The organism is Streptomyces sp. NPDC003034 (genome assembly GCF_053591375.1).
Window position 1 is genome coordinate 166,300 of record NZ_JBSFTS010000002.1, and the last position, 26,203, is coordinate 192,502.

The 26,203-nt window shown below is 70.4% G+C and carries 21 protein-coding genes, 1 tRNA gene and 1 pseudogene; 9 read left to right on the forward strand and 14 right to left on the reverse strand.

Annotation, left to right across the window (positions count from 1 at the left end; translation table 11 throughout):
* The first annotated feature begins 12 nt into the window (after positions 1-12).
* The gene (locus tag ACWDX7_RS03175; RefSeq protein WP_451488512.1) at positions 13-654 is read left to right on the forward strand and encodes a disulfide bond formation protein B; all 642 of its coding nucleotides are present in this window, start codon (positions 13-15) and stop codon (positions 652-654) included.
* Between the two features lie 561 nt (positions 655-1,215).
* On the opposite strand, the gene ACWDX7_RS03180 is transcribed toward ACWDX7_RS03175, so the two are convergent.
* Together ACWDX7_RS03180 and ACWDX7_RS03185 are read right to left on the reverse strand one after the other, a co-directional pair.
* Positions 1,216-1,974: an MFS transporter gene (locus tag ACWDX7_RS03180; protein WP_451488511.1), complete on the reverse strand. Its 759-nt coding sequence runs from the start codon at positions 1,972-1,974 to the stop codon at positions 1,216-1,218.
* 581 nt (positions 1,975-2,555) lie between these two features.
* Complete coding sequence (locus tag ACWDX7_RS03185) at positions 2,556-3,056, reverse strand: MarR family winged helix-turn-helix transcriptional regulator (RefSeq protein ID WP_451488510.1); 501 nt, start codon at positions 3,054-3,056, stop codon at positions 2,556-2,558.
* A 118-nt stretch (positions 3,057-3,174) separates the two neighbouring features.
* Here ACWDX7_RS03185 and ACWDX7_RS03190 point away from each other — a divergent pair, with 118 nt between their 5' ends.
* Positions 3,175-3,735, forward strand: a complete 561-nt coding sequence (locus ACWDX7_RS03190) for an SDR family oxidoreductase (protein ID WP_451488509.1) — start codon at positions 3,175-3,177, stop codon at positions 3,733-3,735.
* Between the two features lie 22 nt (positions 3,736-3,757).
* Here the strand turns inward: ACWDX7_RS03190 and ACWDX7_RS03195 are convergent, their stop codons facing one another.
* The 4 genes and pseudogenes from ACWDX7_RS03195 to ACWDX7_RS03210 form a co-directional block, all read right to left on the reverse strand.
* Positions 3,758-5,128, reverse strand: coding sequence for a GH1 family beta-glucosidase (locus tag ACWDX7_RS03195; RefSeq protein WP_451488508.1), 1,371 nt, complete (start codon positions 5,126-5,128; stop codon positions 3,758-3,760).
* Complete coding sequence (locus ACWDX7_RS03200) at positions 5,125-5,949, reverse strand: carbohydrate ABC transporter permease (RefSeq protein ID WP_451488507.1); 825 nt, start codon at positions 5,947-5,949, stop codon at positions 5,125-5,127. Before ACWDX7_RS03200 ends, ACWDX7_RS03195 begins: the two co-directional genes overlap by 4 nt.
* 269 nt (positions 5,950-6,218) lie before the next feature.
* Positions 6,219-7,232: pseudogene (locus tag ACWDX7_RS03205) on the reverse strand (carbohydrate ABC transporter permease); the annotation flags it as partial.
* A 4-nt stretch (positions 7,233-7,236) separates the two neighbouring features.
* Positions 7,237-8,577, reverse strand: coding sequence for an ABC transporter substrate-binding protein (locus tag ACWDX7_RS03210; RefSeq protein WP_451488506.1), 1,341 nt, complete (start codon positions 8,575-8,577; stop codon positions 7,237-7,239).
* A 103-nt stretch (positions 8,578-8,680) separates the two neighbouring features.
* On the opposite strand from ACWDX7_RS03210, the gene ACWDX7_RS03215 reads away from it, so the two are divergent.
* A complete protein-coding gene (locus tag ACWDX7_RS03215; RefSeq protein WP_451488505.1) occupies positions 8,681-9,706 on the forward strand; it encodes a LacI family DNA-binding transcriptional regulator in 1,026 nt (341 codons plus the stop codon).
* Positions 9,707-9,815: 109 nt separating this feature from the next.
* Here ACWDX7_RS03215 and ACWDX7_RS03220 read toward each other — a convergent pair.
* From ACWDX7_RS03220 to ACWDX7_RS03235, 4 genes are all read right to left on the reverse strand, one after another.
* Positions 9,816-9,888: transfer RNA gene (locus ACWDX7_RS03220), tRNA-His, on the reverse strand.
* 118 nt (positions 9,889-10,006) lie between these two features.
* Positions 10,007-10,609 carry an oligoribonuclease gene (gene orn / locus ACWDX7_RS03225; RefSeq protein ID WP_451488504.1) on the reverse strand — a complete coding sequence of 201 codons (603 nt, stop codon included), beginning with the start codon at positions 10,607-10,609 and terminating at the stop codon, positions 10,007-10,009.
* Positions 10,610-10,725: 116 nt separating this feature from the next.
* Entirely contained in the window at positions 10,726-11,898 is a 1,173-nt protein-coding gene (locus tag ACWDX7_RS03230; protein ID WP_451488503.1) for a helix-turn-helix domain-containing protein, read from the reverse strand.
* A gap of 376 nt (positions 11,899-12,274) precedes the next feature.
* Positions 12,275-12,700, reverse strand: coding sequence for a hypothetical protein (locus tag ACWDX7_RS03235; RefSeq protein WP_451488502.1), 426 nt, complete (start codon positions 12,698-12,700; stop codon positions 12,275-12,277).
* 320 nt (positions 12,701-13,020) lie between these two features.
* Between ACWDX7_RS03235 and ACWDX7_RS03240 the strand changes: the two genes are divergently transcribed.
* Together ACWDX7_RS03240 and ACWDX7_RS03245 are read left to right on the forward strand one after the other, a co-directional pair.
* The gene (locus ACWDX7_RS03240) at positions 13,021-13,554 is read left to right on the forward strand and encodes a universal stress protein (RefSeq protein ID WP_451488501.1); all 534 of its coding nucleotides are present in this window, start codon (positions 13,021-13,023) and stop codon (positions 13,552-13,554) included.
* A gap of 96 nt (positions 13,555-13,650) precedes the next feature.
* Positions 13,651-14,220 (forward strand): GPR1/FUN34/YaaH family transporter, encoded by a 570-nt coding sequence (locus ACWDX7_RS03245; protein ID WP_451488500.1) that lies wholly within the window; start codon positions 13,651-13,653, stop codon positions 14,218-14,220.
* A gap of 667 nt (positions 14,221-14,887) precedes the next feature.
* Here ACWDX7_RS03245 and ACWDX7_RS03250 read toward each other — a convergent pair.
* Together ACWDX7_RS03250 and ACWDX7_RS03255 are read right to left on the reverse strand one after the other, a co-directional pair.
* A complete protein-coding gene (locus ACWDX7_RS03250; RefSeq protein ID WP_451488498.1) occupies positions 14,888-17,092 on the reverse strand; it encodes a trypsin-like serine protease in 2,205 nt (734 codons plus the stop codon).
* 27 nt (positions 17,093-17,119) lie between these two features.
* Positions 17,120-17,626 carry a hypothetical protein gene (locus tag ACWDX7_RS03255; protein ID WP_451488497.1) on the reverse strand — a complete coding sequence of 169 codons (507 nt, stop codon included), beginning with the start codon at positions 17,624-17,626 and terminating at the stop codon, positions 17,120-17,122.
* A gap of 429 nt (positions 17,627-18,055) precedes the next feature.
* Here ACWDX7_RS03255 and ACWDX7_RS03260 point away from each other — a divergent pair, with 429 nt between their 5' ends.
* Together ACWDX7_RS03260 and ACWDX7_RS03265 are read left to right on the forward strand one after the other, a co-directional pair.
* On the forward strand, positions 18,056-21,853 hold the full coding sequence (locus tag ACWDX7_RS03260) for a polymorphic toxin-type HINT domain-containing protein (RefSeq protein ID WP_451749500.1): 3,798 nt from the start codon (positions 18,056-18,058) through the stop codon (positions 21,851-21,853).
* Positions 21,850-22,365 (forward strand): hypothetical protein, encoded by a 516-nt coding sequence (locus ACWDX7_RS03265; RefSeq protein ID WP_451488495.1) that lies wholly within the window; start codon positions 21,850-21,852, stop codon positions 22,363-22,365. Before ACWDX7_RS03260 ends, ACWDX7_RS03265 begins: the two co-directional genes overlap by 4 nt.
* A 153-nt stretch (positions 22,366-22,518) precedes the next feature.
* Here ACWDX7_RS03265 and ACWDX7_RS03270 read toward each other — a convergent pair whose 3' ends face one another.
* Positions 22,519-22,998 (reverse strand): ATP-binding protein, encoded by a 480-nt coding sequence (locus ACWDX7_RS03270; protein ID WP_451488494.1) that lies wholly within the window; start codon positions 22,996-22,998, stop codon positions 22,519-22,521.
* 218 nt (positions 22,999-23,216) lie between these two features.
* On the opposite strand from ACWDX7_RS03270, the gene ACWDX7_RS03275 reads away from it, so the two are divergent.
* Together ACWDX7_RS03275 and ACWDX7_RS03280 are read left to right on the forward strand one after the other, a co-directional pair.
* Positions 23,217-24,068 carry a helix-turn-helix domain-containing protein gene (locus ACWDX7_RS03275; protein ID WP_451488493.1) on the forward strand — a complete coding sequence of 284 codons (852 nt, stop codon included), beginning with the start codon at positions 23,217-23,219 and terminating at the stop codon, positions 24,066-24,068.
* 8 nt (positions 24,069-24,076) lie between these two features.
* Positions 24,077-24,268: a hypothetical protein gene (locus tag ACWDX7_RS03280; RefSeq protein WP_451488492.1), complete on the forward strand. Its 192-nt coding sequence runs from the start codon at positions 24,077-24,079 to the stop codon at positions 24,266-24,268.
* A gap of 66 nt (positions 24,269-24,334) precedes the next feature.
* Here the strand turns inward: ACWDX7_RS03280 and glmS are convergent, their stop codons facing one another.
* On the reverse strand, positions 24,335-26,152 hold the full coding sequence (glmS, locus tag ACWDX7_RS03285; RefSeq protein WP_451488491.1) for a glutamine--fructose-6-phosphate transaminase (isomerizing): 1,818 nt from the start codon (positions 26,150-26,152) through the stop codon (positions 24,335-24,337).
* Between the last annotated feature and the right edge of the window lie 51 nt (positions 26,153-26,203).

The following is a 26,203-nucleotide window of genomic DNA, read 5'->3' on the forward strand; positions in this document are numbered from 1 at the left end:
CCGGTGGCCGCGATGCAGAGCCTCCTCCCGGAGGCCCCGGAAAGGGGCGCTCTGCCGGGGCGGACCCAGTACTGGTTCGCGTGCTTCTTCACCGTCGGCTGGACGGGTGTCGTCTGCGGTGGCCTCTTCTACCAGTTCGGGCTGTGGGAGTACCCGTGCCCGCTCTGCGTCGTGCAGCGGATGTTCATGCTGCTGGCGGCGATGGGCGCGGCGTACATCATCCGCACGGCGCTGACGTACGGGGTGGTGAGCGGCCGCGACTACATGACGGGCTGGGGCCTGTCCCTCGTGGGGGTCGTCGCGGGCTCCTTCGCGTCCTGGCGGCAGACGATGCTGCACATCCTGCCGGGTGACAAGGGGTACGGGAGCGAGGTGTTCGGCCTCCACCTGTACGTATGGGCCTGGATCCTCTTCCAGGCCTCGGTGGTCGGCATCGGCATCGTCCTGGCCTTCGCCCACTCGACGGCCGGCCGCGCCGTGCCGGCGGACGGGCCGGGGCCGTACCGGACGGTGGGGACGGCGGCGCTGTGGTTCCTGGGCCTGGTCCTCGCCGTCAACGTCGTGGCGGTCTTCCTGGAGGAGGGCTTCCACTGGTTCCTGCCCGACGACCCGACCCGGTACCAGTTCTTCTACGACGTCGGGATCCTGGACTAGGGAGAGTCCTTCCGATCACGAGCGCCGGACCGGGCTGCGGCGGCCGTCCGGCCCCAGCCGTGCTGAACCGACCGGCGGCATCGGTCCGGTTCGTCTCCCGCGCTGGTGAACAGTGCGGTCAACATGGGCACGCCGTGAGCACAATATCGCCACCGCTCTCGCCGGTGTCGGCGGCTCCTTCGATGACGTGGCGAAGCTGACCTCCTGGTGGAAGTCGAAGCCACCGCGGTCATCGCATAGCCGTATCGCTGCAAGCGGGGAGACCGTGGGGCTGCTGTCCATGTCCACCTCGGCACCGTCACCGTCACCGCCGCCGCGCTCCTCGGCGACCGGCGGGCGGTGTGCCCGTCGTGGTGCCGGCGGCCGGGGCCGGGCCCGGGCCCGGGGCGGGGGCTGGGGTGCGGTCAGGGTCAGGGGCGCCGAAGCGCACCCGGCCCACCGCGACCAGTGCCAGCAGCGCGGAGGCTGCGGCGGCCGCACACGATACGGCGAAGGCCGCCCGGTACCCGTACACCGCGGCCAGGGGCCCGGCGGCCGCCGCTGCCGCCGCCTGACCGAGGATCAGCCCGCTGCCACCACGGTCATGGCCTCTCCCATCCGCTGCGCTGGGCCGGTGCGCTCCACCAGTCCGAAGAGCGCGATCAGGTGCGGCGCCACGGCCAGCCCGATCCCGGCCAGCGCGAACGTGGCGCCGAGCAGCCCCGACACCGCCAGCAGCGGCAGCGTCAGCAGCGCCTGGGCCGTGATGGTCCAGCGCAGCCGCACGGCCAGGTCGGCGGAGCCGGGCCGGGCCACCGTCACGAAGCCGGCGATCGAGCTGGTCACGGCCATGGCGGCCCACACCAGCCCGGCCGCGCCCGCCCGGTCGAGTGACTCGGCGAGTGCGTTGACCCCGGTATTGGCACCGCTCCACGCGGCTCCCTGGAGCACGGCCATCGCGAACAGCAGGACCAGGCCCGGCGACCACAGGCGTACGCCGGAGGGCGACCCTCGGCCCGTGGTCGTGGTCGTGGTCGTGGACGCGGAAGCGGTCGGGCCGGGCGCGGTCGGGCCGGGCGCGGTCGGGTGCAGCGCGAAGAGCGTGCCGCATACGAGGATCAGCCCGGCCGCGAGCACGAGCGCCGACGCCGGATGCACGGTCACGGCCAGGATCCCGGCCAGCGCGGGGCCGACCATGAACCCGACCTCGTCCAGGGTGGTTTCGAAGGACAGGGCGGAGCCGAGCAACCTCTTGTCTTCGCCGGCGAGCCGTGACCACCGTGCCCGGGCCAGTGGCCCGATCTGCGGGACGGTGAGCCCGGCGGCGACGGCGAGCACCATCCGTACGGCCAGCGGCAGGCCGCCCAGGACGGCCGCGACGAGGGCGGCCGAGGACGGCGGCGTTCGCGGCGCAGGCGACGAGCAGTACGGGGCGGTGGCCGCGGCGGTCGGCGTAACGGCCGATGACGGGGCCGCCGAGGGCCTGGCCGAGCCACAGGGCGGCGGCGACCGCGCCGGCGTCGCCGATGCCGTCGCGTTCGTTGATGAGCAGGAGCGTTCCGATGGGGACAGCGCGGCGGGCAGTCGCGCGAGGAACGCGTAGAGGGGCAGAGCGGTACCGCCGAGGGCGAAGACGCCCCGGAAGCCGGCGGCTGTGGATGCGGACGCGCTGGCGGACGCGTCGTCCGGCGCGCTGGCGGGGGACTTGCTTGTGGGCGGGCTCCCGTTCTTATTCGGGGGGGAATCGGGACGGGAGACGGCGGGGAATCGGGCGGGGGAACGGGCGTGGACCGGGTCACGGACAACCTCCATCCGCACGCCGCCCCTCCCGTTTCTCCGGCGCGCGTCATGGCCCGTTGTGCTCGACCGTAGCGCCCCAAAGCGGCCCGGGGAAGCCGCTGTTCACTGACCGGACGGGCCGGTCAGCCGGTGTCGCCCGAGGTCAGCCGCTCGGCCTGGGCCCGGCCGACCTCGGCGGCGCGGTGCAGGTAGTCGGCGATGACGGCGAGTTCGGTGTCGGAGTAGCCCTCCAGTACGGCGCCGAAGGCCCGGCCGGGCGCGTCCCAGGCCGCGCCGACGCGCTCGCGTGCCTCGGGGGCGAGGGAGACGAGGGAGCGGCGGCGGTCGTTCGGGTCCGTGTGCCGCTCCACGATGCCGGCCTTGACCAGGCGGTCCACGAGCCGGGTGGCGGAGCCGGAGGTCAGGCCGGTGAGCCGGGCGATGTCACCGGTGCTGACCGGGCCGGGCTCCAGATCGAGGAGGGCGATGCACTGCATGTCGGTGGGGTGCAGGCCGACGTGGTCGGCCAGTGCCTGGTTGAAGAGCGAGTAGTCGGCGTAGTGCCGCTGGCTCTCCGTGACGATGCGCGCGAGCAGCTCGGCGCGGCTCCACTCATCACCCGTACGGGGGGAATTGGTTGACATCGGCTACTCCATGCTCCAGATTTACCTGTGTGGCGCAGAAGATGCACAGCGAAGAATCTGCGCCACGTATCTACTCTATCGGAACCAGGAACCAGGAACCAGGAAACAGGAACGTGCCATGTCCACCCTCATCACCGGCGCTCGCGGCGCCGTCGCCCGCGGTCTGTCCGCCCTCCTCACCGCCCGGGGTATTCCCCACCGGCTCGGCTCCCGTGATCCGGACACCGACGGAGCCGTCCGGTGTGACCTCACCGATCCGGCGAACTTCCCGGGCGCCCTCGCCGGTGTCCGCTCCGTCTTCCTCTACGCCGGGGCCTCCGCCGTCGAAACCTTTGTCAGGGAGGCCGTCACCGCCGGCGTCGAGCACGTCGTCCTCCTGCCCTCCTCATCGGTGCTCCATCCCGACGCCGCCGGCAGTCCGCGGTCCGCTGCCCATCTCGCGGTACTCGGCGCGGCGATCGGCCGGCCCATACCCTGGGAGCCCGTCTCCCCGGAGCAGTGGAAGTCCGAGGTCGAGGGCTTCATACCCGGCCCCGAGGCCGATGCGCTGCTGCGCTACTGGGCGTCCACGGACGGGCTCCCGGTCGAGATCACGGACGCGGTGGAGCGCCTCACCGGTCACCCGGCCCGCACCTTCGAGACCTGGGCCGAGGACCACACCGACGCCTTCTGCGCCTAGGGGCCGCGCGGAGGCAGACGGGTCACAGGACTCCCGTGCGGGCCAGCCGCGCGTACCAGTGGGCACTGGAGCGCGGGGTGCGGCTCTGGGTCTCGTAGTCCACGTGGACGATGCCGAAGCGCTTGCTGTAGCCGTAGGACCACTCGAAGTTGTCCATCAGGGACCACAGGAAGTAACCCTCGACGGGTGCCCCGTCCCGTACCGCCCGGTGGACCGCGGTCAGGTGGGACTCCAAGTAGGCGATGCGCAAGGGGTCGTGCACGTCCGGGGCGTAGGCAGCACCGTTTTCGGTGATCAACAGGGGCAGACCGGGTGCCTCGCGGGTGAAGCGCATCAGGAGGTCGTAGAGGCCGGTCGGGTCGATCGACCAGTTCATGTCGGTCCGCTCGCCCGGAGGCTGGTGGAAGGCCACCGCGTCCGCCGCCGGCCAGGGGGAGTGCCCCGTGGCCCCATGACCGTCGGCGCGGGGACCGTCCCCCTCGGGAGCGGCCGAGACCACCGCCGGGGTGTAGTAGTTCACGCCCAGGAAGTCGAGCGGCTGGTGGATCAGGGTCTCGTCGCCGGGGCGTACGAAGGACCAGTCGGTCAGGGCGGCGGTGTCCGCCACCAGATCCTGCGGGTAGGCCCCGTGCAGCAGCGGCCCGGTGAAGATCCGGTTGGCCAGGGCGTCGATACGGCGCCGCGCGTCCAGGTCGGCGGGGGAGTCGGTCAGCGGGCGTACCGCGCTGGGGTTGAGGGCGATGCCGACGCGGGCCGAGAGGGGCAGGACGGAGGCGGCCAGGCCGTGGGCCAGGTTGAGGTGGTGGGCGGCGCGCAGGGAGTCGGCGGGGGAGGTGCGGCCGGGGGCGTGGACCCCGGAGGCGTAGCCGAGGAAGGCACTGCACCAGGGTTCGTTGAGGGTGGTCCAGAGCTCGACCCGGTCGGCGAGGGCTCCGGACACGGTCGCCGCGTACTCGGCGAAGGCATAGGCGGTCTCCCGCTGGGGCCAGCCTCCCGCGCCCTCCAGCGCTTGCGGCAGGTCCCAGTGGTAAAGGGTCACGCAGGGCTTGATCCCGTGCGAGAGGAGCTCGTCCACGAGCGCGTCGTAGAAGCCGATCCCGCCGGAGAGCACGCGCGGCCACGACACGGAGAACCGGTACGCCCCGAGCCCCAGCTCGGCCATCAGCCGGACGTCCTGCCGCCAGAGCCGGTGGTGGTCCACCGCCACGTCCCCCGTGTCACCGCCGTGCACCTTGCCCGGGATCCGGCAGAAGGTGTCCCAGATGGAGGGCCCGCGCTGATCGGCGGCGCCCTCGATCTGGAAGGCCGCCGTGGCCGTACCCCACAGGAAGCCCTGCGGGAACCGCAGGCCCGTACCCGTACCGGAGCCCGGGCGCATGTGCGTATCCGTCATCCTTTGACCGCTCCCTGCATAATGCCGCCCACGATCTGGCGGCCGAAGACGAGGAACACAACAAACAGCGGGAGCGTGCCGAGCAGCGCACCCGCCATGATCACGGACTGGTCGGGGATGTAGCCCCGGCCCAGGCCCGTCAGGGCCACCTGCACCGTCGGGCTGCCGTTCTGGGTCAGCGCGACGATCGGCCAGAAGAAGTCGTTCCATGCCATGACGAAGGTCAGCATGGCCAGCACCGCCATCGCCGGCCTGGCCGCCGGGAACACCACGTGCCACACGATCCGCAGCGAGCTCGCCCCGTCCGTGCGGGCGGCCTCCACCAGCTCCATCGGCAGTGCCTGCGCCAGGTACTGCCGCATGAAGAACACTCCGAAGGCGGAGACCAGGGTCGGCAGGATCACCGCCTGGAGCCGGTCGGTCCACGACAGCTGGGCGATCAGCATGTACAGCGGGACGACGCTCAGCTGCGGCGGGATCAGCATCGTCCCGACCACCAGTGCGAGCAGCAGCCGGCGTCCGCGGAAGCGGAGTTTGGCGAAGGCGAAGCCCGCCAGGGTGGAGAAGACCACCGTGCCGGCGGCGACCGTACCGGCCACGACCACGGTGTTGAGCAGGGCCGTGCCCATGTTGGCGTCGGTCCAGGCGATCTGGAGGTTGCGGCCGAGGTTCCCGCCGAACCAGAAGGGCGGCGGGGTCTGGGCCAGGCGGGTATTGGTGCGGGAGGCCGCGATCGCCGTCCACACCAGGGGGAAGAGCGATCCGGCCGTGAAGAGGGCGAGGATGACGTACGTCAGCCTGCCCGCGCGCAGTGATCTCATCGTGAAGCCTTCCCTCCCTGTGCCGTGCTCTGTTCCCGAGCTTCTCCACGGCCCCGACCCCGGCCCCCGGCCTGGCCCCGGCCCCCGGCCCGACCCCGGCCCCCGGCCTGGCCCCGGCCCCCGGCCTGGCCCCGGCCCCCGGCCCGACCCAGGCCCCCGGCCTGGCCCCGGCCCCCGGCCCGACCCAGGCCCCCGGCCTGGCCCCGGCCCCCGGCCCGACCCAGGCCCCCGGCCCGGCCCGGGCCCGCACCGCGTTCCCGGCTCTGCTCCCGGGCCCGGGCCCATGCCTGGAGGAGCCGGGCCGCGCCGGCGATCAGGAGCAGGATCAGGAACATCGCCCACGCGATGGCCGAAGCCCGCCCCAGGTGCAGATTCACCCAGCCCTGCTCGTACAGGTACAGCCCGAGCGTCTGGAACTGGTGGTCCGAACCGCCCGTCGCGCCCGCCCCGCCGTTGAAGAGCAGCGGCTCGCCGAACAGCTGCGTCGCCCCGATCGTCGACACCACACAGGTGAAGAAGATCGTCGGCCGCAGCGAGGGCACCGTCACGTGGACGAACTGCTGCAGACGCGAGGCTCCGTCCAGCTCGGCCGACTCGTACAACTCGTTCGGCACGGCCTGCATGGCCGCCAGGTAGATCAGCGCGTTGTAGCCGGTCCACCGCCAGATCACGATGGTGGAGACCGCCAACTGGGAGGCGAAGGTGTCGTTCTGCCAGTCCACGGCATCGAACCCGACAACCGAGAGGACCCAGTTGACCATCCCGTAGTCCCGGCCGAAGAGCAGTACGAAGACGAGCGTGGCGGCCGCCACGGAGGTCGCGTACGGGGTGAGCACCGCGACCCGGAAGAACGCCGAGCCACGCAGCTTGTAGTTCAGCAGGTGGGCCAGACCCAGTGCGATCGCCAGCTGCGGCACCGTGGACAGCAGCCCGATGGTGACCGTGTTGCGCAGCGCGTTCCAGAAGAACTCGTCGGCCCACAGCCGTGTGAAGTTCTTCAGCCCCACCCACGTCATGCTGTCCGGGTCGGTCAGCTCGACCTGGTGCAGCGCCGCCCACCCCGTGTACAGGAGCGGGAACAGCCCGAAGGCGGCGAAGAAGAGGAAGAAGGGCGCCACGAAGGCGTACGGGCTCCCGCGCAGGTCCCACCGGTAGCGGCGCGAGCGCCACACCTGGCGCCGGCCGGGGCCCTCGGCGCCGCCCCCGGCCCCCCTCTCCTCCTCCCCCCGCACCGGGCGGGGGGAGGAGGGGGAGAGGACGGCGGCGGTGTCGTCGGTCGTCATCGCCTCACTGGTCCAGCGCGTTGTCGATGGCCTTCACCGCGGCCTCCCAGCCCTCCTGCGGCGTCCGCCCCTTCTGGTCCACCTGGAGCATCCCGATGTCCGCCAGGTTCTGCGCGATCACCAGGTCCTTGGGGCCGAGCACCGTCACCGGCACGCCCTGCGCCGCCCGCGAGAAGATCTCGCCGATCGGTGCGCCGCCGAAGTACGGGTGCCGCGCCTGCGACACCGCCGGCAGCTCGTAGGTGGCACTGGCGCTCGGGAAGCTGCCCCGCTTCTCGAAGAGCCGGGCCTGCTGCGCCGGAGCCGTCAGCCAGGCGGCCAGCTTCGCGGCCTCCTCGGTGTGCTTGCCCGCCTTCGGCACGATCAGGAAGGAGCCGCCCCAGTTGCTCGGCTTCGGCGCCTGGGCCACGTCCCACTGGTCCTTGCCGGCCGGGCCCGCCTTGTCCTGGATGTACCCGAGCATCCACGCCGGGCAGGAGATGGTCGCGAAGGCGCCGTTGGCGAAGCCCTGGTCCCAGCCCGGGGTGAACTGCTGGAGCTTCGCGCTCAGCCCTTCGGTGGCGAAGCGCGCCGCCATGTCGAAGGCGCCGCGCACGGCGGGGTTGGTCTTGTAGACGATCTTGCCTTCGTCGTCGTAGAAGCGCTGGCCGCTGCTTCCGGTCACCGCCGCCATCACGCCCGACGCCGAGTCGACGAAGGCCTTTCCGGCGCCTGCCTTGGCCTGGTAGGCCTTGCCCGCTTCCAGGTACTTGTTCCAGTCGCCCGCCCACAGCGCGCCGACCGACCCCCGGTCGGTGGGCAGCCCGGCGGCCTGGAAGAGGTCCTTGCGGTAGCAGATGCCCTGCGGCCCGATGTCGGTGCCGAGGCCGACCGTGGCACCGCCCTTCGCCGCGCTCGCCGTGCCCTGCGCCCACTTCCAGGGCAGGTACGCCGCCTTGTCCACGCCGGGGGCCTTGGCCAGGTCCACCAGCTTGTCCGCCTGGGTGGCGGTGATCTCCGCGATGTTGTTGACCTCGACGGCCTGGATGTCGGCGAGCCCGCTGCCGGTGCCCAGGTGGGTGAGGAGTTGGGGGTAGTAGTTCTCGTTGCGTTCTATGGAGGTCTGGACGATCTTGATCCCGGGGTTCTGCGCCATGTACTCGTCGTAGAGGCCGGCCTCCTGGAGGCCGAAGGCCCCGAACACCCCCACGGTGAGGGTGGTCTTCGCCCCTCCGCCGCCTGCGGAGCCGCTCGCCCCGGGCCCGGGCGCCGCGTCCTGCGCGCATCCGGTGAGCAGCAGGGCCGCCGCGGTGACCGCGGTGCCCAGGGTGAGGAGGGTTCTTCGGGTTCGGGCCTGAGCGCGCATGTGGAGCCTCCCTGAAAGGCGAAACCTGCGGGGGTGTCGTGTGCCACAGTGTGGGAGCGCTCCCACAGTCGTCAAGAGGTAGATTCACAACCGGGAGGAAACCATGAACGGGCATGGGCGTAGCGGGGGACGGCCGACACTGGAGGAGGTCGCCGCGCGCGCGGGTGTCGGCCGCGGCACGGTCTCCCGGGTGATCAACGGTTCCGCCAAGGTCAGCGAGCACACCAGGACCGCCGTCGAGGCAGCCGTCGCCGAGCTGGGGTACGTACCCAACCGCGCCGCCCGAGCCCTCGCCGCCAACCGCACCGACGCCATCGCCCTCGTGATCCCCGAGCCCGAGGCCCGGTTCTTCGCCGAGCCGTACTTCTCGGACGTGGTGCGCGGGGTCGGCGCCACCTTGGCCGACACCGACATCCAGCTCGTCCTCACCCTCGCCGGCAGCGACCGCGAGCGCCGGCGCCTGGCCCAGTACCTCTCGGGGCACCGCGTCGACGGGGTGCTGCTGGTCTCCGTCCACGCCGGTGACCCGCTGCCGGAGCTGCTCGCCGAGCTCGGCATCCCGGCGGTGATCAGCGGCCGCCGCTCGGCCGCGGAGACGCTGCCGTACGTGGACTCGGGGAACCTGGCCGGCGCGGCCGAGGCCGTGGGCCACCTCCTGGAGCGGGGCCGCCGCTCGATCGCGACGATCACCGGCCCGCTGGACGTGTACGGGGCCCAGTGCCGGCTGGACGGCTACCGGAAGGCCCTCGCCGATGCCGGACACCGCGTGGACGAGTTGCTGATCTCGGTCGGCGACTTCACCGAGGACGGCGGCCGCCGGGCCATGCGGGAGCTGCTGGAGCGGCGTCCCGCGCTCGACGCGGTCTTCGCCGCCTCGGACGTCATGGCGGCGGGCGCCCGGCGGGAGCTGCGAGCGGCCGGGCGCCGGATTCCCCACGATGTGGCGCTGGTCGGTTTCGACGATTCGGTGCTGGCCCAGCACATGGACCCGCCGCTGACCAGCGTGCGGCAGCCGGTCGAGGAGATGGGCCGCACGATGGCGCGCATGCTGCTGGAGCGCATCTCGGGGGAGGCGGGGGAGGTCGCCGTCGTCCTGCCGAACCGGCTGGTCGTCCGGGAATCGACCTGACCGCTGCCCCGGCGGTCCCGGGCACGCCCGCGCGGGGCGCCCAGGCAAGGCCCCCGGTGCACATGCAGAAGGCCCCGTTCCGCTTTCGCGTACCGGGGCCCTCTCGCAGGGTGAGTGACGGGACTTGAACCCGCGGCCACCTGGACCACAACCAGGTGCTCTACCAACTGAGCTACACCCACCATGTCCGGTCGCAGAAACCGACCGGCCGAAGAAAAGGGTACAGGGTCCGGGAGGGTGCTCGCTCCCCCCTTTCCCCGTGCCCCCTCCGGAAAGCGAAGCCCGGACCGAGGCCCTGTCCTACGCGCCGGGCAGGACGTACTTGGCGGCGATGGTCCGGGCCGTGTCCGAGTCGGGCCCGGGCTGCGGCACGAAGACCGCCTCCCGGTAGTAGCGCAGCTCGGCGATGGACTCCTTGATGTCCGCGAGCGCCCGGTGGTTGCCGTTCTTCGTGGGGCTGTTGAAGTACGCCCTCGGGTACCAGCGCCGCGCCAGCTCCTTGATCGAGGACACGTCCACGATCCGGTAGTGCATGTACGCCTCCAGCGCGGCCATGTCACGCAGCAGGAATCCGCGGTCGGTGCCGACCGAGTTCCCGCAGAGCGGGGCCTTGCCCGCTTCCTTGACGTGTTCGCGTACGTACGCCAGGACCTGGGCCTCGGCGTCCGCGAGGGTGGTTCCGCCGGGCAGCTCGTCGAGCAGTCCGGAGGCGGTGTGCATCGCGCGCACCACGTCGGGCATGGTCTCCAGGGCGGCGTCCGGCGGGTGGATCACGATGTCCACGCCTTCGCCGAGCACGTTGAGCTCCGAGTCGGTGACCAGTGCGGCCACCTCGATAAGTGCGTCGTCCGTCAACGAGAGCCCGGTCATCTCGCAGTCGATCCACACCATGCGATCGTTCATGTGTCCCACCTTATGCGGTCCCCCGGGGAGCGGACCGCATGAGCGGAAGGTCCCCCACCGGGGATGACCGATGGGGGACCTTCTCGTTCCGTACCCGTTGTGCGGGTCAGGCGTGACTACGCGTGCTCGCGCAGGACCCGGCCCGGGGCGTAGAGCTCCGTCACGGTCGGACCCGCCGCGGCCAGGGCCGCGGCCGCCCGCTGCGGCTGCGGCGTGCGCTGGTGCGGAACGGGGCCGTCCGAGAGCTGGGCCACCTGCGCCACGTCGGCCTGCGGCCGGCGTGCCCGGTAGGCCGAGCGGTAGGCGGCCGGGGAGGACCCCAGCTGCCGCCGGAAGTGCCCGCGCAGGGCGACCGGCGAACGGAACCCGCAGCGCCCGGCGACCTCGTCCACCGAGTAGTCGGAGGTCTCCAGCAGCCGCTGCGCCTGGAGCACCCGCTGGGTGATCAGCCACTGCAGCGGCGCGCTGCCCGTCAGGGACCGGAAGCGCCGGTCGAAGGTGCGCCTGCTCATGTAAGCGCGGGCGGCCAGCGTCTCCACGTCGAACTGCTCGTGGAGGTGTTCCAGCGCCCAGGCGACGACCTCGGCCAGCGGGTCGGCGCCGATCTCCTCCGGCAGCGACCGGTCGAGATAGCGCTCCTGGCCGCCCGTGCGCCGCGGCGGCACGACGAGCCGGCGGGCCAGAGCACCGGCCGCCTCGCTGCCGTGGTCCGTGCGCACGATGTGCAGGCACAGGTCGATTCCGGCCGCCGTGCCGGCGGAGGTGAGTACGTCGCCGTCGTCGACGAACAGCTCGCGCGGATCGACATGGACGGACGGATACCGTTTGGCCAGCGTCGGCGCGTACATCCAGTGCGTCGTCGCGGGCCGGCCGTCCAGCAGACCGGCGGCGGCGAGCACGAAGGCTCCCGTGCACAGTCCGACGATCCGGGCCCCCTCCTCGTGCGCCAGACGCAGCGCGTCGAGTGCCTCGGGCGGCGGCGGTGAGGTGATGGAGCGCCAGGCGGGCACGACGACCGTCCCGGCCCGGGCGATCGCCTCCAGCCCGTAAGGCGCGGTCAGTTCGAGTCCGCCGGTGGTCCTGAGCGGACCGTCCTCACCGGCGCATACGAGTAGTCGATAGCGTGGAACTCCCGCGTCCTGCCGGTCGATGCCGAACACGGAAAGTGGAATAGAGCTCTCGAAGATCGGTCCGCCGCTGAAGAGCAGCACCGCGACGATCTCCCTGCGGCGACGCCCCGCGAGCTTCCGGCCGGCGTCCGCGACGACGGCGGTGGAATCCTGGCTCATGGCGCTAAGCCCCCCTTGGGTGTCGCGACTCCTTGGTCTGGTCGCACCTGCACGTTTCCCCTCGGCCTTGCACGTGGATCCCCCGCCGTAAATACATGATCGAATCTACTGCGTCCCGTGGTGTCGGCGTGACAAGTTCAGCACGCAGCGCTATGTCGACTTGGCAACTTGGCGAAAAGCATTCGATCAGTAAGGGTTCCGCTCCGCTACCGGAGGGGGAAGCGCGCCGTCCGGCCGTGGCCAGTACCCGTGGGGTCTGGGGGCACCCCGGGCTCGGTCGTCGCCGGTGGTGGGGGCGTTGGCCGGACATTCCGGCAAGGGGGGCATCCTGCCGGGAAGTTGGCTGAAAACGTGCGGGTGTGGGTGTGCGAACCGGTCAGTCGTGCGGGGTCGGGGCTGCCGAGCCGTGGCAGCCGCGGTGGGCTCCGCTCCCGCCCCGCGAGTGCCGGCCGCGATGGGCGGACGGAAGCCGCTCCTCCGCCAGGACGCGGGCCGCGGCGCGTTCCGTCTTCTCCGCATAGCGCAGCATCGCCCGGCAGACGGCCGTGACGGCGACCAGGCCGAGGGTCGCGACGGCGGCTCCGCCGAAGGAGGTCCCGTAGACGACGAGGACCACGGGGACGAGCAGGCAGCTGAAGGCCGCCCAGCGGACCACGTCACCCGCGGGGTCGTCATGGGGGCGTCTGCCGGGGTGCACGGACGAGTGAAGAGGGGAGGGGGTGAAATGCGGCGTGGTGTCGGTGTACCGGACGGGCTGCGTCGGCTGAGCGGGCTGGACGGGGTGAACCGGATGACCGGGCACGGCGTGCTCCCTGCGGGCTCTTCCTGGACGGTCGGACTCCTGTCCAACGCCCCACGACGCGGCTCGGTCACTGTGCGCACGGGTGGCTCGGACCTGACTCGTCACTGGCTGTAGGGGGCAGCGGCCATTGCCAAGGCGCGCTCGCTCCGGCATGCTCCCTGGGACGCTCTCCAAGGGCGGCAAGCCCTGTGCAGCAAAGGGGTGTCGCCGTACCCTGGGGGATACGGGCCGGGAAGAAGCTTCCCGGACAGAGCTCCGTCACCCAGCGTCGCCGCTTTCGCCCTGTTGCTTCCTCCAAGGACCTCCTCGCCGAGACACCCATGGCCGGTCACGAATACTCCGAACCCGCGGACCGCAAGCGCAAACGGCTCGCCGACCCCGCGTCCGCCGCCGATGTGCGCGCGGTGGAACAGGCGCGCCTTCCCTGCGATCCGGCCTTCCGGCACGGGGTCGTTGTGGGATTCGACGGCTCCACCTCCAGCGAGCGCGCCCTCGCGTACGCGATCGGTATGGCACGTCGCTCCGGCTCCGGTCTGATCATCGTCCATGTGGCCAACCGGCTGCCCACCACGGTGTGGGCCGGATGTGAGCCCCCCGTGTTCGTGGACGTGCCCGACCACCGCACCGAGGTGCTCGGTCTGGAACTGGCCTGCGCGGACTACCTGGCCGAAGTGCCGTGGATCCTGGTCGAGCGGGGCGGTGACATCTGCCACGAGCTGGAGGAGGTCGGCCGCGAGTATTCGGCCGACGCCATCGTCGTCGGTTCCACGCACGGGATGGTCGGCCGGATCTTCGGATCGGTGGCCGGCCGACTGGCCAAGCGCGCACAGCGACCGGTTGTTGTCATTCCGTAACCGGCTGTACGTCGATTGTGCGGTTGTGCACCCTGTAAAGGGTAAATAAGTGCTGCTGGGAGACAGCAAACAACTGCAGATCGAAGGGAGCCCGCCGTGGACAATGGTGGCTCTGCGGGAAGCGCAGCCTCGACTTCGACCCTCGGCAACATCGCCCTGGGTCTCACCCTTCTCGCGTTCGGTATCGGCCACACCGGCATCGTCGGCGGTGTGAGCGCGGCCGACTCCGTGGCACTCGCGATGTACGTCGGCGGTATCGCCCTGTTCGTCCTGGGAATGCTGGAATTCCGCGGCGGCAACGGCTTCAACGGCACGGCCTTCGCGGGCCTCGGCGCCTTCTGGTTCACCTGGGCTTCGGGGGCCGGGGAGAAGGTTTCGCCAGACGCGGCCGGAATGTTCCTCGTCCTCTTCGCCCTGCTCGCGCTGACCCTCACCCTGGGCGCGCCGAGCGGACTCTTCGGCCAGGGCGTCCATGCCCTGTTCACCCTCTCCCTGCTGCTCCTCGCGACCGGGGCCTTCGCCGACAGCGCCGGGCTGGGCAAGGCCGCCGGGTGGGTCGCCGCGCTCTCCGGGCTGCTGGCCTGGTACGGGGCCACCGCGGCTCTGGCGCACTGGCCCGTGGCGCTCGGCAAGGCCTCCCGCCACGACGCGGTCCCCGCGAGCTGAGCGACGGCTTTGCCGCAGCTCTGCTGATCGATACATCCAGGGGCGTCACCGAAGCCTTCGGTGACGCCCCTGGACGTTTTCATTCCGATCACTCCGCGCGGCGATCCACCGCGGTCCCCGAGCCCACCGGCCCTCTTGTGCCGCCGTGGAGCAAGCGACTGACCTGATCGCCTCTTCACGCTCCGCCGACCGATGTACGTCGAGTGGCGACGAACGCAGCGCACCGGCCTGCGCAGGCTCCAACAGGCGAACGTCCCGCTGTACCAGCGCACGCGCCTCTTCCGCGTGTACTGTCCCCGGGTCATGCCCGGCGTTCTCCAGAGCCAGGGCTACGTCCATGCGCTGCTGCCGCTCATCGCCGATCCCCGCTCGGCGCCCTTGGGCCACCGTCCGCGCCGTGCGGATCTCGAACTCCATCGCACCCTTTGAGCTGGGGGTTGCGACGACTCCTAGCTAGAACCCGAGGCTCGCTGCGGGGGCCATCGACGGTAGTGGCTGACAGCAGTCGCTCACTCGGGCCGGCGCCGCCGCGGCAGCCGTCCATGTGACCCATCGCCCTTGATCCAGGCCCTGCCCGGCCTGCCGCGACAAAGAGGAGTCCCCGACGGTCTCGTCGGACCGTCGGGGACTCCTGGATGGCGGCGGCTGTATCCGCCGTCCGGTGTGGCTACCGCGCCGCGTATCCGAAGCGGGCGCCGGCGGCCGGGAGGCCGTTTGTGCCGGGCTGGTACGTGGTCACCGCGGCGACGGTGCCGCCGTTGGTGTTGGACATGGGCAGGGCGTGCACGGCGCCGAGTCCGGGGCCGTAGGGCATGCCGACGTAGAGCTTGGTGCCGGTGTAGTGCATGTTGCGGCCCAGGTACTGGTTGGCGCCCGGGGGGCCGGGGACGCCGTCACCGTCGCCGGCCTCGATCCAGCGGTCGTTGTCTCCGGCCGCGCCGAAGAGCGAGAACGTCGAGATCGCGCCCGCCTTGGTGGCGGTACCGATGGCCTCGCCGGGCGCGCCGACCGCGAGGCGCAGCGTCGCTGTGGATCCCGTCGCACGGGGGGCGGTGTTCACGACGGTCACGGTCTCGCCGAAGCGGTCGTCGGCCTCGGAGGTGCCGCTCACGGTGTCATCAGCGGTGCCGGGCATGTACTCGCGGACGTAGGTCCAGTTGCCAGCGGCGTCGATGCGGATGAGGACGACGCGGCCCGAGTTGGCCTTGTTGACTTCGTTCACGCTCACGCCCTCGCCGGGCGAACCGATCGCGAGGAACGACTCGTTGGCGCTCATGGCACCCGAGGTGCGGAACGCGACCATGGCCAGCGCCGAGCCGAACTCGTCACCGGCCTCGGCGGAGCCGGAAACGGCGGCGTTGTCCTGGTCGATGCCCGTGATCACGGTGGGCCGGCCCTCGGCGTCCAGCTTGTGGCTGAAGACGGCCACGGTGCCGGACTTGGCGAGGGAGCCGATGGCCTCGTCGGGGGCGCCGATGGCTATGTAGTTGGCGTCGCCCGTGACGCTGTCACCGAAGGCGTCGTTCGCCTCCGCCTCTCCCGGGACGTTCGGCTTGTCCTGGTGGAGCGTGGCGCTGGTGTTGCCGTGCACGTAGAAGGCCATGCCCGCCTTCGCGAGGGAGCCGACTGCCTCACCGGGCACGCCGATCAGGATCCACGGCTTGCCCTCGGCGGTGGTGCCGGCGGCGAGGGAGTGGCCCATGCGGTCGCCCGCTTCGGAGGCCGACGCGGCGATGGAGCCGGTGCCCTGGCCCTGCTCGAGGTGCGTGTTCTTCGTGGCCCCGGTGCCAAGGCCGCCGCTCGCGCCGTAGAGCACGTCGACGAAGCCCGCGGCGGCGGTGGAGCCCAGGTCTTCGGCGGGGGTGCCGACGACCAGGTCGGTGTAGCCGTCCTCGTTGTAGTCGACGGTCGCGAGGCTCTCGCCGAACCAGTCGCCCGCCTCGGCGGCGCCGGGTATCCAGTCGAGGTCCTGGTTGATCTCGGCGGTGCCCTTGCCGCCGCCGTACACGACCCGGACCAGACCGGCACCGCCGTTACTGCCCACGGTCGCGTTCGGGTCGGCAATGGCGATGTCCTCGATCCCGTCACCGTTGAAGTCGGTGATGGGGGTGGCGCCGACCTTCGAGTTGACCCAGTCACGCAGGTCGTCGACGCGGACGGTGACACCGGCGGTGCGGGTCTCGGCCGGGTCGGTGCCGAAGCAACCGGCGCCGTAGGACTGGAGGTTGATGGCGGCGAGGGCGGGCGTGGTGCCCGTGCCGCGGACCACCGGACCACCGGCGTCACCCGCGCACGCGGCCGTGCCGCCCGTGCCGGTGACCGCGGCCGTGGTGGCGTCCGCGGAGTCCACGGTGTAGGCGCCGGAGTGCAGCTTCATCGGAGCCCACTCGGTCTTGGTGCGCCCGTACCCGGCGAACTTCAGTGCCTCGCCCGCGACGGGCGCGCTGGTCGCGAGGGCGACCGGGGTGACGTTGGTGACCGGGCGGTTCAGGCGGGCCAGGACCAGATTACGGTCGGCCCGCGGGACCAGCTCCACCACGCGGCGCTCGGCGCCCGCGGTGCCGGTCAGGTCGGCACGGCCGATCACGGCGGTGGTCTTCAGCTTCGGCGCACCGGCCGGCACGGCAGTGCCCGCCGCGGGGTCGTCGGCGAAGCAACTTGCGGCAGTGAGCAGCCACTCGGCGTCGACGAGCGTGCCTGCGCAGCTGCGGTCGTAGTCGCCGACGGCCAGGCGGGCCGTGTATGCGAAGTCCCCGCTGCTGCCGGGGGTGCCGGAGACGGCCTGGGCGGAGGGAGCGGTGAGCGCACCGGTGACGACGGCGGCCGCGAGGGCGGTCGTGGTGAGCGCTCTGCGTGAGCGTGGGTTGGACACGTTGAGGTTCCTTGTTCTTGAGGTACGTCAGCCGGTGACGCGGAGCTCGACGAGGACCGAGCGCACGCCGGTGTCGCCGGCCTCGCCGACCGCGATGTTGTCGTTGGCGGGTGCCTTGACGACGGTCTGCTTGCCGTCGGCGGTCAGCGTCGCCTGCACCGGGTGGTCCTGGGTCCAGATGCCGAAGGTGTCGGGCAGCTCAAGGGTCAGGAAGCCGGACTTGGCGTTGGTCTTGAAGCAGAAGATGCCCTTGCGGGAGTCGATCGCGATATTCGACGGATCGTCGCATTCGGCAAGGGTGGTGCCCTCGGTGAGGACGATGTGCCCGTCGCCGCGCTTGAGGGTGATCCCGCGGTCGGCGAGGAGCTTGGCGGCGCCCGGGTAGTTGAAGTCCTCGACCGCGACCGGTATGTCACCCGCGGCGAGCGGAGCGGCGGGAGCGACCTGCGGTATGGCCAGCGCGGTGGCTCCGAGGCCCACCACGAGCGCGGCCGTCAAGCCCGCTAGAAACGTCTTGCGGGCAGGGGTTATCACCACGGATTCCTCTCAAGGGGAAGGCATGTGAATCAGACGAATTCTGGAGCTGATCACGCTGATTGGCGAAAGTAAAGCACATGTAAGATCCACGCGGATGGGGCAACAACCCCCAATGTCAGTGGGTTTGGAGACTTCGCGGTCGCGACCGCTCCCCTGCAATTCATTAAAAAACGGACATAACTGTGCATGTCTGTTCCTATGGGTTGCTTTCTGTGGAATTTGACTTACTCAAAGAAGGACCGTCAGGTGAAACATTCATCGCGCTCCATACGACCGGGGCGAACGCGCAGACTTCAACGAACCAGCTCAGCGGGGAGGCTCCCCTTCAGCGCGGCGTGTGCGGCTGTGGTGTCCGCAACACTCACGGCCGGGCTGCTGGGAGTCTCACCAGCCATTGCCGAAGAGGTCGTACCACCTGACCGCGGGATGGTCGTCGGCTTCTGGCTGAGCGGCGGCAGAGGCGTCCAGGAGGCAGCCGAGCAGGCGCTCCTGGGCACCGACGAGGACGTCCGGAAGTTCCTCACCGACCGGCCCGCGCTCCAGCAGATCGACGACCGGGTCGACGTGTCCCGTGTGCTGAACTCCGGTGGTCCGGGTGTGCGGGCGGCAGCGAAGCAGGCTCTCCTGGGCACCCCGGAAGACGTAGCGGCTTTCCTGGATGGTGGCTGGAAGGCTCCGCACGAGCAGGACCAGCGGGTGGACGCCACCCGGGTCGTCAACTTCGGCGGCCCCGGGGTGCAGGACGCGGGCAATGCCGCGCTGCGGGGCACCCCGGCGGATGTCAAGCAGTTCCTCGAGGTCGGCCAGTACAAGGAGCAGGAGACCGACGAGCGGGTCGAGGCCAGCAAGCTCTACAACAGTGGTGGCCCCAACGTGAAGGCGGCCGCCCAGCTTGCGCTGCGGGGCACGTCGGCCGACATCAGCGAGTTCCTGGATGTCGGCCAGTTCGTCGCGCGCAACCGTGACCAGGAACATGCCACGATCGCGCAGCTGACCGCGCAGGCGGAGAGGGCCGGCAAGCAGGCCGAGGCCGCCACCGATGCCGCGGAGGAGGCCTCGGCCAAGGCGATCGCCTCCTCGGCGCTGGCCCAGGAGGCCGCGGAGAAGGCGGCCAGGGAGACCGAGGCCGCCAAGGACGACGCCAAGCTCGCGTCGGTGAAGTCCAAGCAGGCCGCTTCCGCGGCCCGTGCGGCGGCCCAGGCCGCGCAGACCGCGATCGGTGCTGCCAACGCTGCCAGCCGCTCGGCACGGCGGGCATCGCTGGCCGCGGCCCAGACCGCGAACGCGGCCGCGGCAGCAGCCGAGGCCGCCACCCGCGCCTCGGACGCGGCGATCGCCGCGAGCAAGGACAAGGACAAGGCCCAGGGCGCCCGCGACCGGGCGGCGGATGCCCTCGCGGCGGCGGCGCTCGCAGAGAAGTCCGCCAAGGCCGCCGAGCAGGCCGGGAAGGCCTCGCTGGCCGCCGCCGATGCGGCCGTCGCCTCCCGCAGTGCGAAGGGCAATGCCGACAGGGCGGCCGATGCCGCCGACCAGGCCGCCGCATACGCGGAGGCGGCCGGCGGATCCGCGGCCGAGGCCCGAGCTGCCGCCGCGGAGACCCGCCGCCACGCGAACGAGGCGAACCGGGCCGCCACCGCGGCCGAGTCGCTGGCCCGTAAGGCTGCGACCGCCGCCAACGAGGCACGGGATGCGGCCAATTCGGCTGCCACGCATGCCAGGAACGCCGCCAAGGCCGCCCAGGAAGCGGCCGACCACGCCGGCGAAGCGGCCAGCCAGGCGGCTGAGGCCACCAAACAGGCCAACATAGCCAAGGGCGCCGCCGATGCCGCCACGAAGGCGTCGGACACCGCGCAGAAGACCTTCAGCCTGGCCCGCGAGACCGAGGCCGAAGAGCTGGCCACCCGCACCAATGCGGCTGTCGAGGCGGCCAAGTCTCAGAAGGCCACGGCGGATACCTTCACCGTCGACCTCTCCGAGACGGTGATCGACGGCCAGGCGATCGTGGACGACACCAAAGCCCTGGCCGCCGAGGCCAACCAGGCCGGCGCCGACCAGGCCGCGATCGCTGCCAAGGGACGCCCGGTTGCCCTGCGGGCGATGAAGTACTTCGGCTCCTGGCGCAAGGACGCCGCAGTCGTGGCCCTGTCCGGCACCGACGCCGACGTCATCGCGTACCTGAGGACCGGCTGGGACCAGGCCGTCAAGGACGAGATGCGCCAGCAGGTCGCCGACATCGCGACGGCCAGCCCCTATGAGGCTGTGCGCACCGCCGCCACCCAGGCGCTGGCGGGTACGGACGAGCAGATCCGTGACTTCTACCTGACCGGTCAGCATCAGGCAGCCAACGCCGACTACCGCGTTGCGGTCACCAAGATTTCCAACGACGGCGGCCCCGGCGTCAAGGAGGCAGCCACGAAGGCCCTGGAGGACGGCAGCGCCTCGGCTCTGCTCGCGTTCCTCAACAGCGGTCAGTACGAGGCCCGGCAGAGTGATGACCGGGTGATCTCGACCCAGTTGTTCAACGACGGCGGACCCGAAGTCAAGGCCGCCGCCAAGATCGCCTTGAACGCCCCGGCCGACGAGGTGCACGGCTTCGTCCAGGTCGGCCAGTTCATGGCCGACCGCAAGGACCGGCTGGCCTACACCCACATCGCCCAGGTCGAACGTCTTCTCGCCGAGGGCCGGAAGATCGCGGCCACCGCCCGGTTCAACGCCTGGAACGCCGCCAAGGCCGCCGCCGACGCCAACGACGCGGCCGAGGACGCCGCCTTGGCCGCCGCCGAGGCCCAGAAGAGCGCCGACCAGGCCCAGGGCTACGCAGCCGACGCCGACAAGGCCGCCGACAGCGCCGAGACGAGCGCCGCACAGGCCAAGGCGTCCGCCACCACCGCACGCAGCGCTTCCAACCGCGCCCAGCAAGACGCCGACAACGCGCAAGAATCAGCCGCGGAGGCGGAATTCTCCGCGGAGTACGCACGCACCTCGGCGTATCACGCGCAGGAATCGGCAGATGCCGCGAGGACGGATGCGCTGAAGGCCGGGAAGAGCGCCGCGGAGGCCGACGGGCTCGCCAAGGCGGCTTGGACGGAGGTCGTCAAGAAGCGCGAGGCCGAGCTGGCCGAAGCGCGCCGCCTTGCCGCGGAGCAGCGGAAGAAGCAGCGGGAGGCGGAGAACCAGAAGCCGAAGTGCTACATCCCCATGAACCGGGACCACCTCCCGCCCTGCGCCTACGCCGCCATGGCCGGCGACGCTGAACTCGTATTCCCCGGTGTCGACCCCGTCATGAAGGAGGTCGTCTGGGAGGTCATGGGTCTCAATGACGCCAAGGAATGCGCCAAGAATCCCGCGCTCGGAAAATGCGCCGTCGCGGCCCTGTCGATCCTTCCTGTCGGCAAGCTCAAGCTCCTCAAGAAGGGGCTTGAAGGGGTCGAGGGCGCTATAGACAGCAGCCGGGCCGCGAGGATGGCCCAGAAGTGCACGCAGTGCTTCCTGGCGGGCACCAAGGTACTGATGGCCGACAACTCGGTGAAGAACATCGAGTCTGTCGAGGTCGGCGAATCGGTCATTGCCACTGATCCCGTAAGCGGGAAGACGGAAGCACGCGCCGTCACAGACCTCATCGTCACCGACGACGACAGGATCTTCAACGAACTCACCGTCGCCACTGCGCAGGGCACCGCGAAGCTGACCGCCACACACGAGCACCCTTTCTGGTCACCTTCCCAGGCGGCATGGGTGGAAGCTTCGGACCTGCGCGTCGGAATGACCCTCAGGGCCATCGATGGAAGCACCGTCACCGTTGCGGCTAACCGGTCCTTCGGAAAGATCGCACGAACGTACAACCTCACGGTTGCCGACCTGCACACGTACTATGTACTGGCGGGCAGCACCCCGGTGCTGGTCCACAACAGTCGGTGTCTCATCGCCGACATCGTCGGGCCCCAGGGCGAAAAGCTCTGGCTCCCCAAGGGCCGCAAGGCCGTTTCGACGGCCAACAGCCTGAAGGGCTGGGTCTATGACATCAAGGCAACCGAAGCTGCGGCTAACGGATTCCACAAGTCCGTCAGGTACGTGCGCGTCATGGACCCGGTGACCAGCGGGCCGCATCCGTATCCCAACGGCTATATCAATTATCTCAACGAGCTCGGTCAGGTCGTCCATCCGTTCACGGGGGCGGCGAACATGGCCAAGGCCGACCCCTACTGGCACATTCGGATCCCATGACCATCGTAGAGAATCTCTTCACATCCCAGGATTACCATCAGGCTCCCGAACCCATCGGCTGGGACCCGCTGAAGGAACAAGACGCCCTAGACGAAGCACAACTCTTGGATTGCCGGGTGTGTCCGACGGCGAATCGTGCGGCGCTGCTCTTCGAGATGCGCTCCGCGCTGCAGTATCGAACAGGAAATGCCGCCCTCCTTGTGGTCCGCGGACTGCAGTCGTTCCACTGGAGCGGGGCGCCGCAGCAGCATAAACTGATGGCATTCACCGTGTCGTCCAGTCGGCCTTCCCGGACCACCGATGGCGGATTCCGGATGGAGCTGGAATTCTTCCCTGACGGAAAGCAATCCGTCAGTGGAGACCGTGCGGACTTCTATCTACTGGAAGCCCACGGGATTCCTGAAGGGCCACCGAACTACCTGGGCCGCGATCTCGATCAGGTCCGGCATGAGCTGCCGTGGTGGAACTCCGACTGCACGGTGCTGCAGTCGTCCACTTCCAGCGGCACCTGAGTAGTCGGGTGACGCCGTGGGGGTGAGTGCCCGAATGCCGGGCACTCACCCCCCTTTTTTTGGGAAGAGGGGTCGTGGCTGTTACGTGCCAGGGCCCTTCGGCGGTTCCCGTTGACGCGGCGGTCCGGCCGGGCGCCGTCGGGGCTTTCGTGTCTACGCGTCCACGCGGTACGGGAGCGTGGCCCAGCTCCGGGTACCGCCGCCGGGTTCGCGGGCCTGACCGAACCCCCACTCGCCCCGCGAGTCCCGGACGACTGCGGCGAGGACCCGCAGGTTCGAGCGGCGGCGCGCCTCGCACAGCGCGGCGAGGCGGGGATGGGCGTGCGCGCCGTGGGCGTCGTACACGATCAGGCGGAGCGAGTCGTCCCGGTAACGGACGGAGAGGTAGAGGTCCGTACCCGGGCTGCTGTGCCAGCCGGCGGCCATGAGTTCGGCGGTGGCCTGGGCGGCGGCCGGTACGAGGGGGTCGAGGTGGTGCGTCCGCAGTACCGACGCGACCGTCCTTCGCGCGACCGCCGCGCTGTACGGCTCCCCGGGGAGGGTGAGGCTGTAGCTGAGGGCGTACGGAGAGGGCGGGGCGTACGAGGCGGGGGCGGGCTCCGCCGCCTGGCAGGTCGTGACGGTCAGGGACATCGCTGACTCCTTGCGGTGGGGGAGCCGTGGCCTGTCGGTCCGGCCCTGCGAATGGGCAGGGCATACCGGTGCGCTTCAACTCCCTTGGGTGAGCCTTGCGTTACACAACGTAGGGCACCGAGTGGCTGGCGCGCCACCTGTAGAGTGGTAATTGCATCACCGTGGACCGCTGGGGCTATGCACGGCAGACTGCGGGCAGCCGGAGCGGAAGGGACTTCATGCCACCGAGGACGACACCGACGTACCGCCAGACCAGACTGGGGGCCGAGCTGCGGAGGATGCGCACGGCGGCGGGCATGACGCCGGAGGAGGCTGCCGGGCTCCTGGGTGTGGACCGGGGCAAGATCTCCAACATCGAGGCCGGAGTGCGCACGATCAGCGCCGAAAGACTTCGGACCCTCGCCAGCAACTGTGGCTGCACGGACGATGTGTACGTAGAGGCACTTGTCGGGATGGCGCAGCCGAGAGAACGCGGTTGGTGGGACGAGTACCGAGGGAAACTGCCCGCAGGGCTCCTCGACATCGCGGAACTGGAGTGGCACGCGACTCGGCTGCTCACCGCCCAGACCGTGCATATCCCCGGCCTGCTGCAGACCGAGGACTACGCACGCGCGATTTTCGGCGCGGTTCTTCCCGAACTGCCCCGGCTGGAGATAGAGCTGCGCGTGGCGCACCGCAGCGGGCGCCAGCGGGTCCTTCAGGGCGAACGCCCGACTGAGTACGTCGGTTACATCCACGAGGCGGCGCTGCGCATGCAGTTCGGGGGACGCGCGGCGGCGAAGCGGCAGCTCGAGCATCTCAACGAGCAAGGCGAGCAGGAACACATCACACTCCGGGTGATCCCTGTCGAGCATGGGATCTTTCCTGGTGCGGGGCATGCCCTCCTCTACGCCGAGGGCCCCGTCAGGCTCCTCGACACGGTCCAGCTCGACTCCGCGCACGGGCCCGGCTTCATGCACGCCGAGGCTCAGTTGGCCAAGTATTGGAGCCACTTGGAGTGGATGCGCAAGGCGGCCCTGTCCCCGGAGGACACACGTGAGTTCATCCACGCGATTCGTGTCAGTCTCTGAGGAGGACCATGCGCACCATTGACTGGGAAGACGCCTTCTGCGGCGAAGGCAACAACTGCTACCGCTTCGGCATGGACGCGGACGGGAACAGTTACATCGCCGTCGCGGGGCGGGAGGGCGAGTACCTCACCGACAGCGCCGATGCCCTCCGCAATCTCATCCGGGACATCAAGGCGGGCAAGGCCGACCACCTGCTCTGAGGCCGCATACGCAACGGCCCTCGGGGGATGATCCCGAGGGCCGTTGCGTATGTGCGGGGGCGGCGACTACTCGACCGTGACGGACTTCGCCAGGTTGCGCGGCTTGTCGATGTCCCGGCCCAGCGCCAGGGCGGTGTGGTAGGCCAGCAGCTGGAGCGGGATGCCCATCAGGATCGGGTCCAGCTCGTCCTCGTTCTTGGGTACGAGGATGGTGTGGTCGGCCTTCTCCTGCGCACGGTGGGCGACGGCGAGGATCCGGCCGCTGCGGGCCTTGATCTCCTCCAGCGCCGCCCGGTTCTTCTCCAGCAGGTCGTCGTCCGGGACGATCGCGATGGTCGGCATCGCCGGCTCGATGAGCGCGAGCGGGCCGTGCTTGAGCTCGGAAGCCGGGTAGGCCTCGGCGTGGATGTAGGAGATCTCCTTCAGCTTGAGGGAGGCCTCCAGCGCCACCGGGTAGCCGCGCACACGGCCGATGAACATCATCGACTTGGCCTCGGCGTACTCGGCCGCCAGCCGCTTGATGTCCTCCTCGCCTTCGAGGATCTCCGCGATCTGCGCGGGCAGCTTGCGCAGGCCCTCGATGATCCGCTTGCCGTCGGTGACCGACAGGTCGCGGATCCGGCCCAGGTGCACGGCCAGCAGCGCGAAGGCCACGACCGTGTTGGTGAAGCACTTGGTGGAGACGACGCAGACCTCGGGACCGGCGTGCACGTAGACGCCGCCGTCCGCCTCACGGGCGATCGCGGAGCCGACCACGTTGACCACGCCGAGCACGCGGGCGCCCTTGCGCTTGAGCTCCTGCACCGCCGCCAGCACGTCGTACGTCTCACCGGACTGCGAGACCGCGATGTAGAGGGTGTCGGGGTCCACGACCGGGTTGCGGTAGCGGAACTCGGAGGCCGGTTCGGCGTCCGCGGGGATACGGGCCAGACCCTCGATGAGGCCGGCGCCGATGAGACCCGCGTGGTACGAGGTGCCGCAGCCCAGGATCTTGACCCGGCGGATGGAGCGGGCCTCGCGCGGGTCCAGGTTCAGGCCGCCCAGGTGCACGGTGGAGAAGCGGTCGTCGATCCGGCCGCGCAGCACGCGGTCGACCGCGTCGGGCTGCTCGGAGATCTCCTTGTGCATGTAGGTGTCGTGGCCGCCCATGTCGTACGAGGCGGCCTCCCACTCCACGGTCTCCGGGGTGGCGTTGGTCGTCGTACCGCTCGTCGTGTAGGTCCGGAAGTCGTCGGCCTTCAGGGTGGCCATCTCGCCGTCCCCGAGGGTGACGACCTGGCGGGTGTGGGCGACCAGCGCGGCGACGTCCGAGGCGACGAACATCTCCTTCTCGCCGATGCCCAGTACGACCGGGGAGCCGTTGCGGGCGACGACGATGCGGTCGGCGAAGTCGGCGTGCATGACGGCGATGCCGTAGGTTCCGTCGACGACCTTGAGCGCCTCGCGGACCTTCTCCTCCAGGGTGTCGGCCTGGGCGCGGGCGATCAGGTGGACGAGGACCTCGGTGTCGGTCTCGGACACGAAGACGGCGCCGTCCGCCTCCAGCTTGGCGCGCAGCTCGGAGGCGTTGTCCACGATCCCGTTGTGGACGACGGCGACCTTGTTCTCCGCGTCGAGGTGCGGGTGCGAGTTGATGTCGCTCGGGGCGCCGTGCGTGGCCCAGCGGGTGTGGGCGATGCCGGTGGTGCCGGCGAAGCGCTTGGGGACGCGGGATTCCAGCTCGCGGACCCGGCCCTTGGCCTTGACGACCTTCAGGGCGGTGGACTTGGGACTGTTGACCACGATGCCCGCGGAGTCGTATCCGCGGTATTCCAGTCGCTGCAGGCCTTCGAGCAGCAGCGGTGCCACGTCACGCTTGCCGATGTAACCGACGATTCCACACATACGGTTTTGCCCCTCCTGAAGTTCGTTTCACATGCCCGGTCGCGGCGGCGG

Coding starts and splice junctions, on each gene's coding strand:
- ACWDX7_RS03175 (WP_451488512.1), top strand. CDS start 13: ATGCAGAGCCTCCTCCCGGAGGCCCCGGAAAGGGGCGCTCTGCCGGGG.
- ACWDX7_RS03180 (WP_451488511.1), bottom strand. CDS start 1,974: ATGGTGCTCGCCGTCGCCGCCGGGCTCACCGTCCCGCAGATCGGGCCA.
- ACWDX7_RS03185 (WP_451488510.1), bottom strand. CDS start 3,056: ATGTCAACCAATTCCCCCCGTACGGGTGATGAGTGGAGCCGCGCCGAG.
- ACWDX7_RS03190 (WP_451488509.1), top strand. CDS start 3,175: ATGTCCACCCTCATCACCGGCGCTCGCGGCGCCGTCGCCCGCGGTCTG.
- ACWDX7_RS03195 (WP_451488508.1), bottom strand. CDS start 5,128: ATGACGGATACGCACATGCGCCCGGGCTCCGGTACGGGTACGGGCCTG.
- ACWDX7_RS03200 (WP_451488507.1), bottom strand. CDS start 5,949: ATGAGATCACTGCGCGCGGGCAGGCTGACGTACGTCATCCTCGCCCTC.
- ACWDX7_RS03210 (WP_451488506.1), bottom strand. CDS start 8,577: ATGCGCGCTCAGGCCCGAACCCGAAGAACCCTCCTCACCCTGGGCACC.
- ACWDX7_RS03215 (WP_451488505.1), top strand. CDS start 8,681: ATGAACGGGCATGGGCGTAGCGGGGGACGGCCGACACTGGAGGAGGTC.
- orn (WP_451488504.1), bottom strand. CDS start 10,609: ATGAACGATCGCATGGTGTGGATCGACTGCGAGATGACCGGGCTCTCG.
- ACWDX7_RS03230 (WP_451488503.1), bottom strand. CDS start 11,898: ATGAGCCAGGATTCCACCGCCGTCGTCGCGGACGCCGGCCGGAAGCTC.
- ACWDX7_RS03240 (WP_451488501.1), top strand. CDS start 13,021: ATGGCCGGTCACGAATACTCCGAACCCGCGGACCGCAAGCGCAAACGG.
- ACWDX7_RS03260 (WP_451749500.1), top strand. CDS start 18,056: ATGGTCGTCGGCTTCTGGCTGAGCGGCGGCAGAGGCGTCCAGGAGGCA.
- ACWDX7_RS03265 (WP_451488495.1), top strand. CDS start 21,850: ATGACCATCGTAGAGAATCTCTTCACATCCCAGGATTACCATCAGGCT.
- ACWDX7_RS03270 (WP_451488494.1), bottom strand. CDS start 22,998: ATGTCCCTGACCGTCACGACCTGCCAGGCGGCGGAGCCCGCCCCCGCC.
- ACWDX7_RS03275 (WP_451488493.1), top strand. CDS start 23,217: ATGCCACCGAGGACGACACCGACGTACCGCCAGACCAGACTGGGGGCC.
- ACWDX7_RS03280 (WP_451488492.1), top strand. CDS start 24,077: ATGCGCACCATTGACTGGGAAGACGCCTTCTGCGGCGAAGGCAACAAC.
- glmS (WP_451488491.1), bottom strand. CDS start 26,152: ATGTGTGGAATCGTCGGTTACATCGGCAAGCGTGACGTGGCACCGCTG.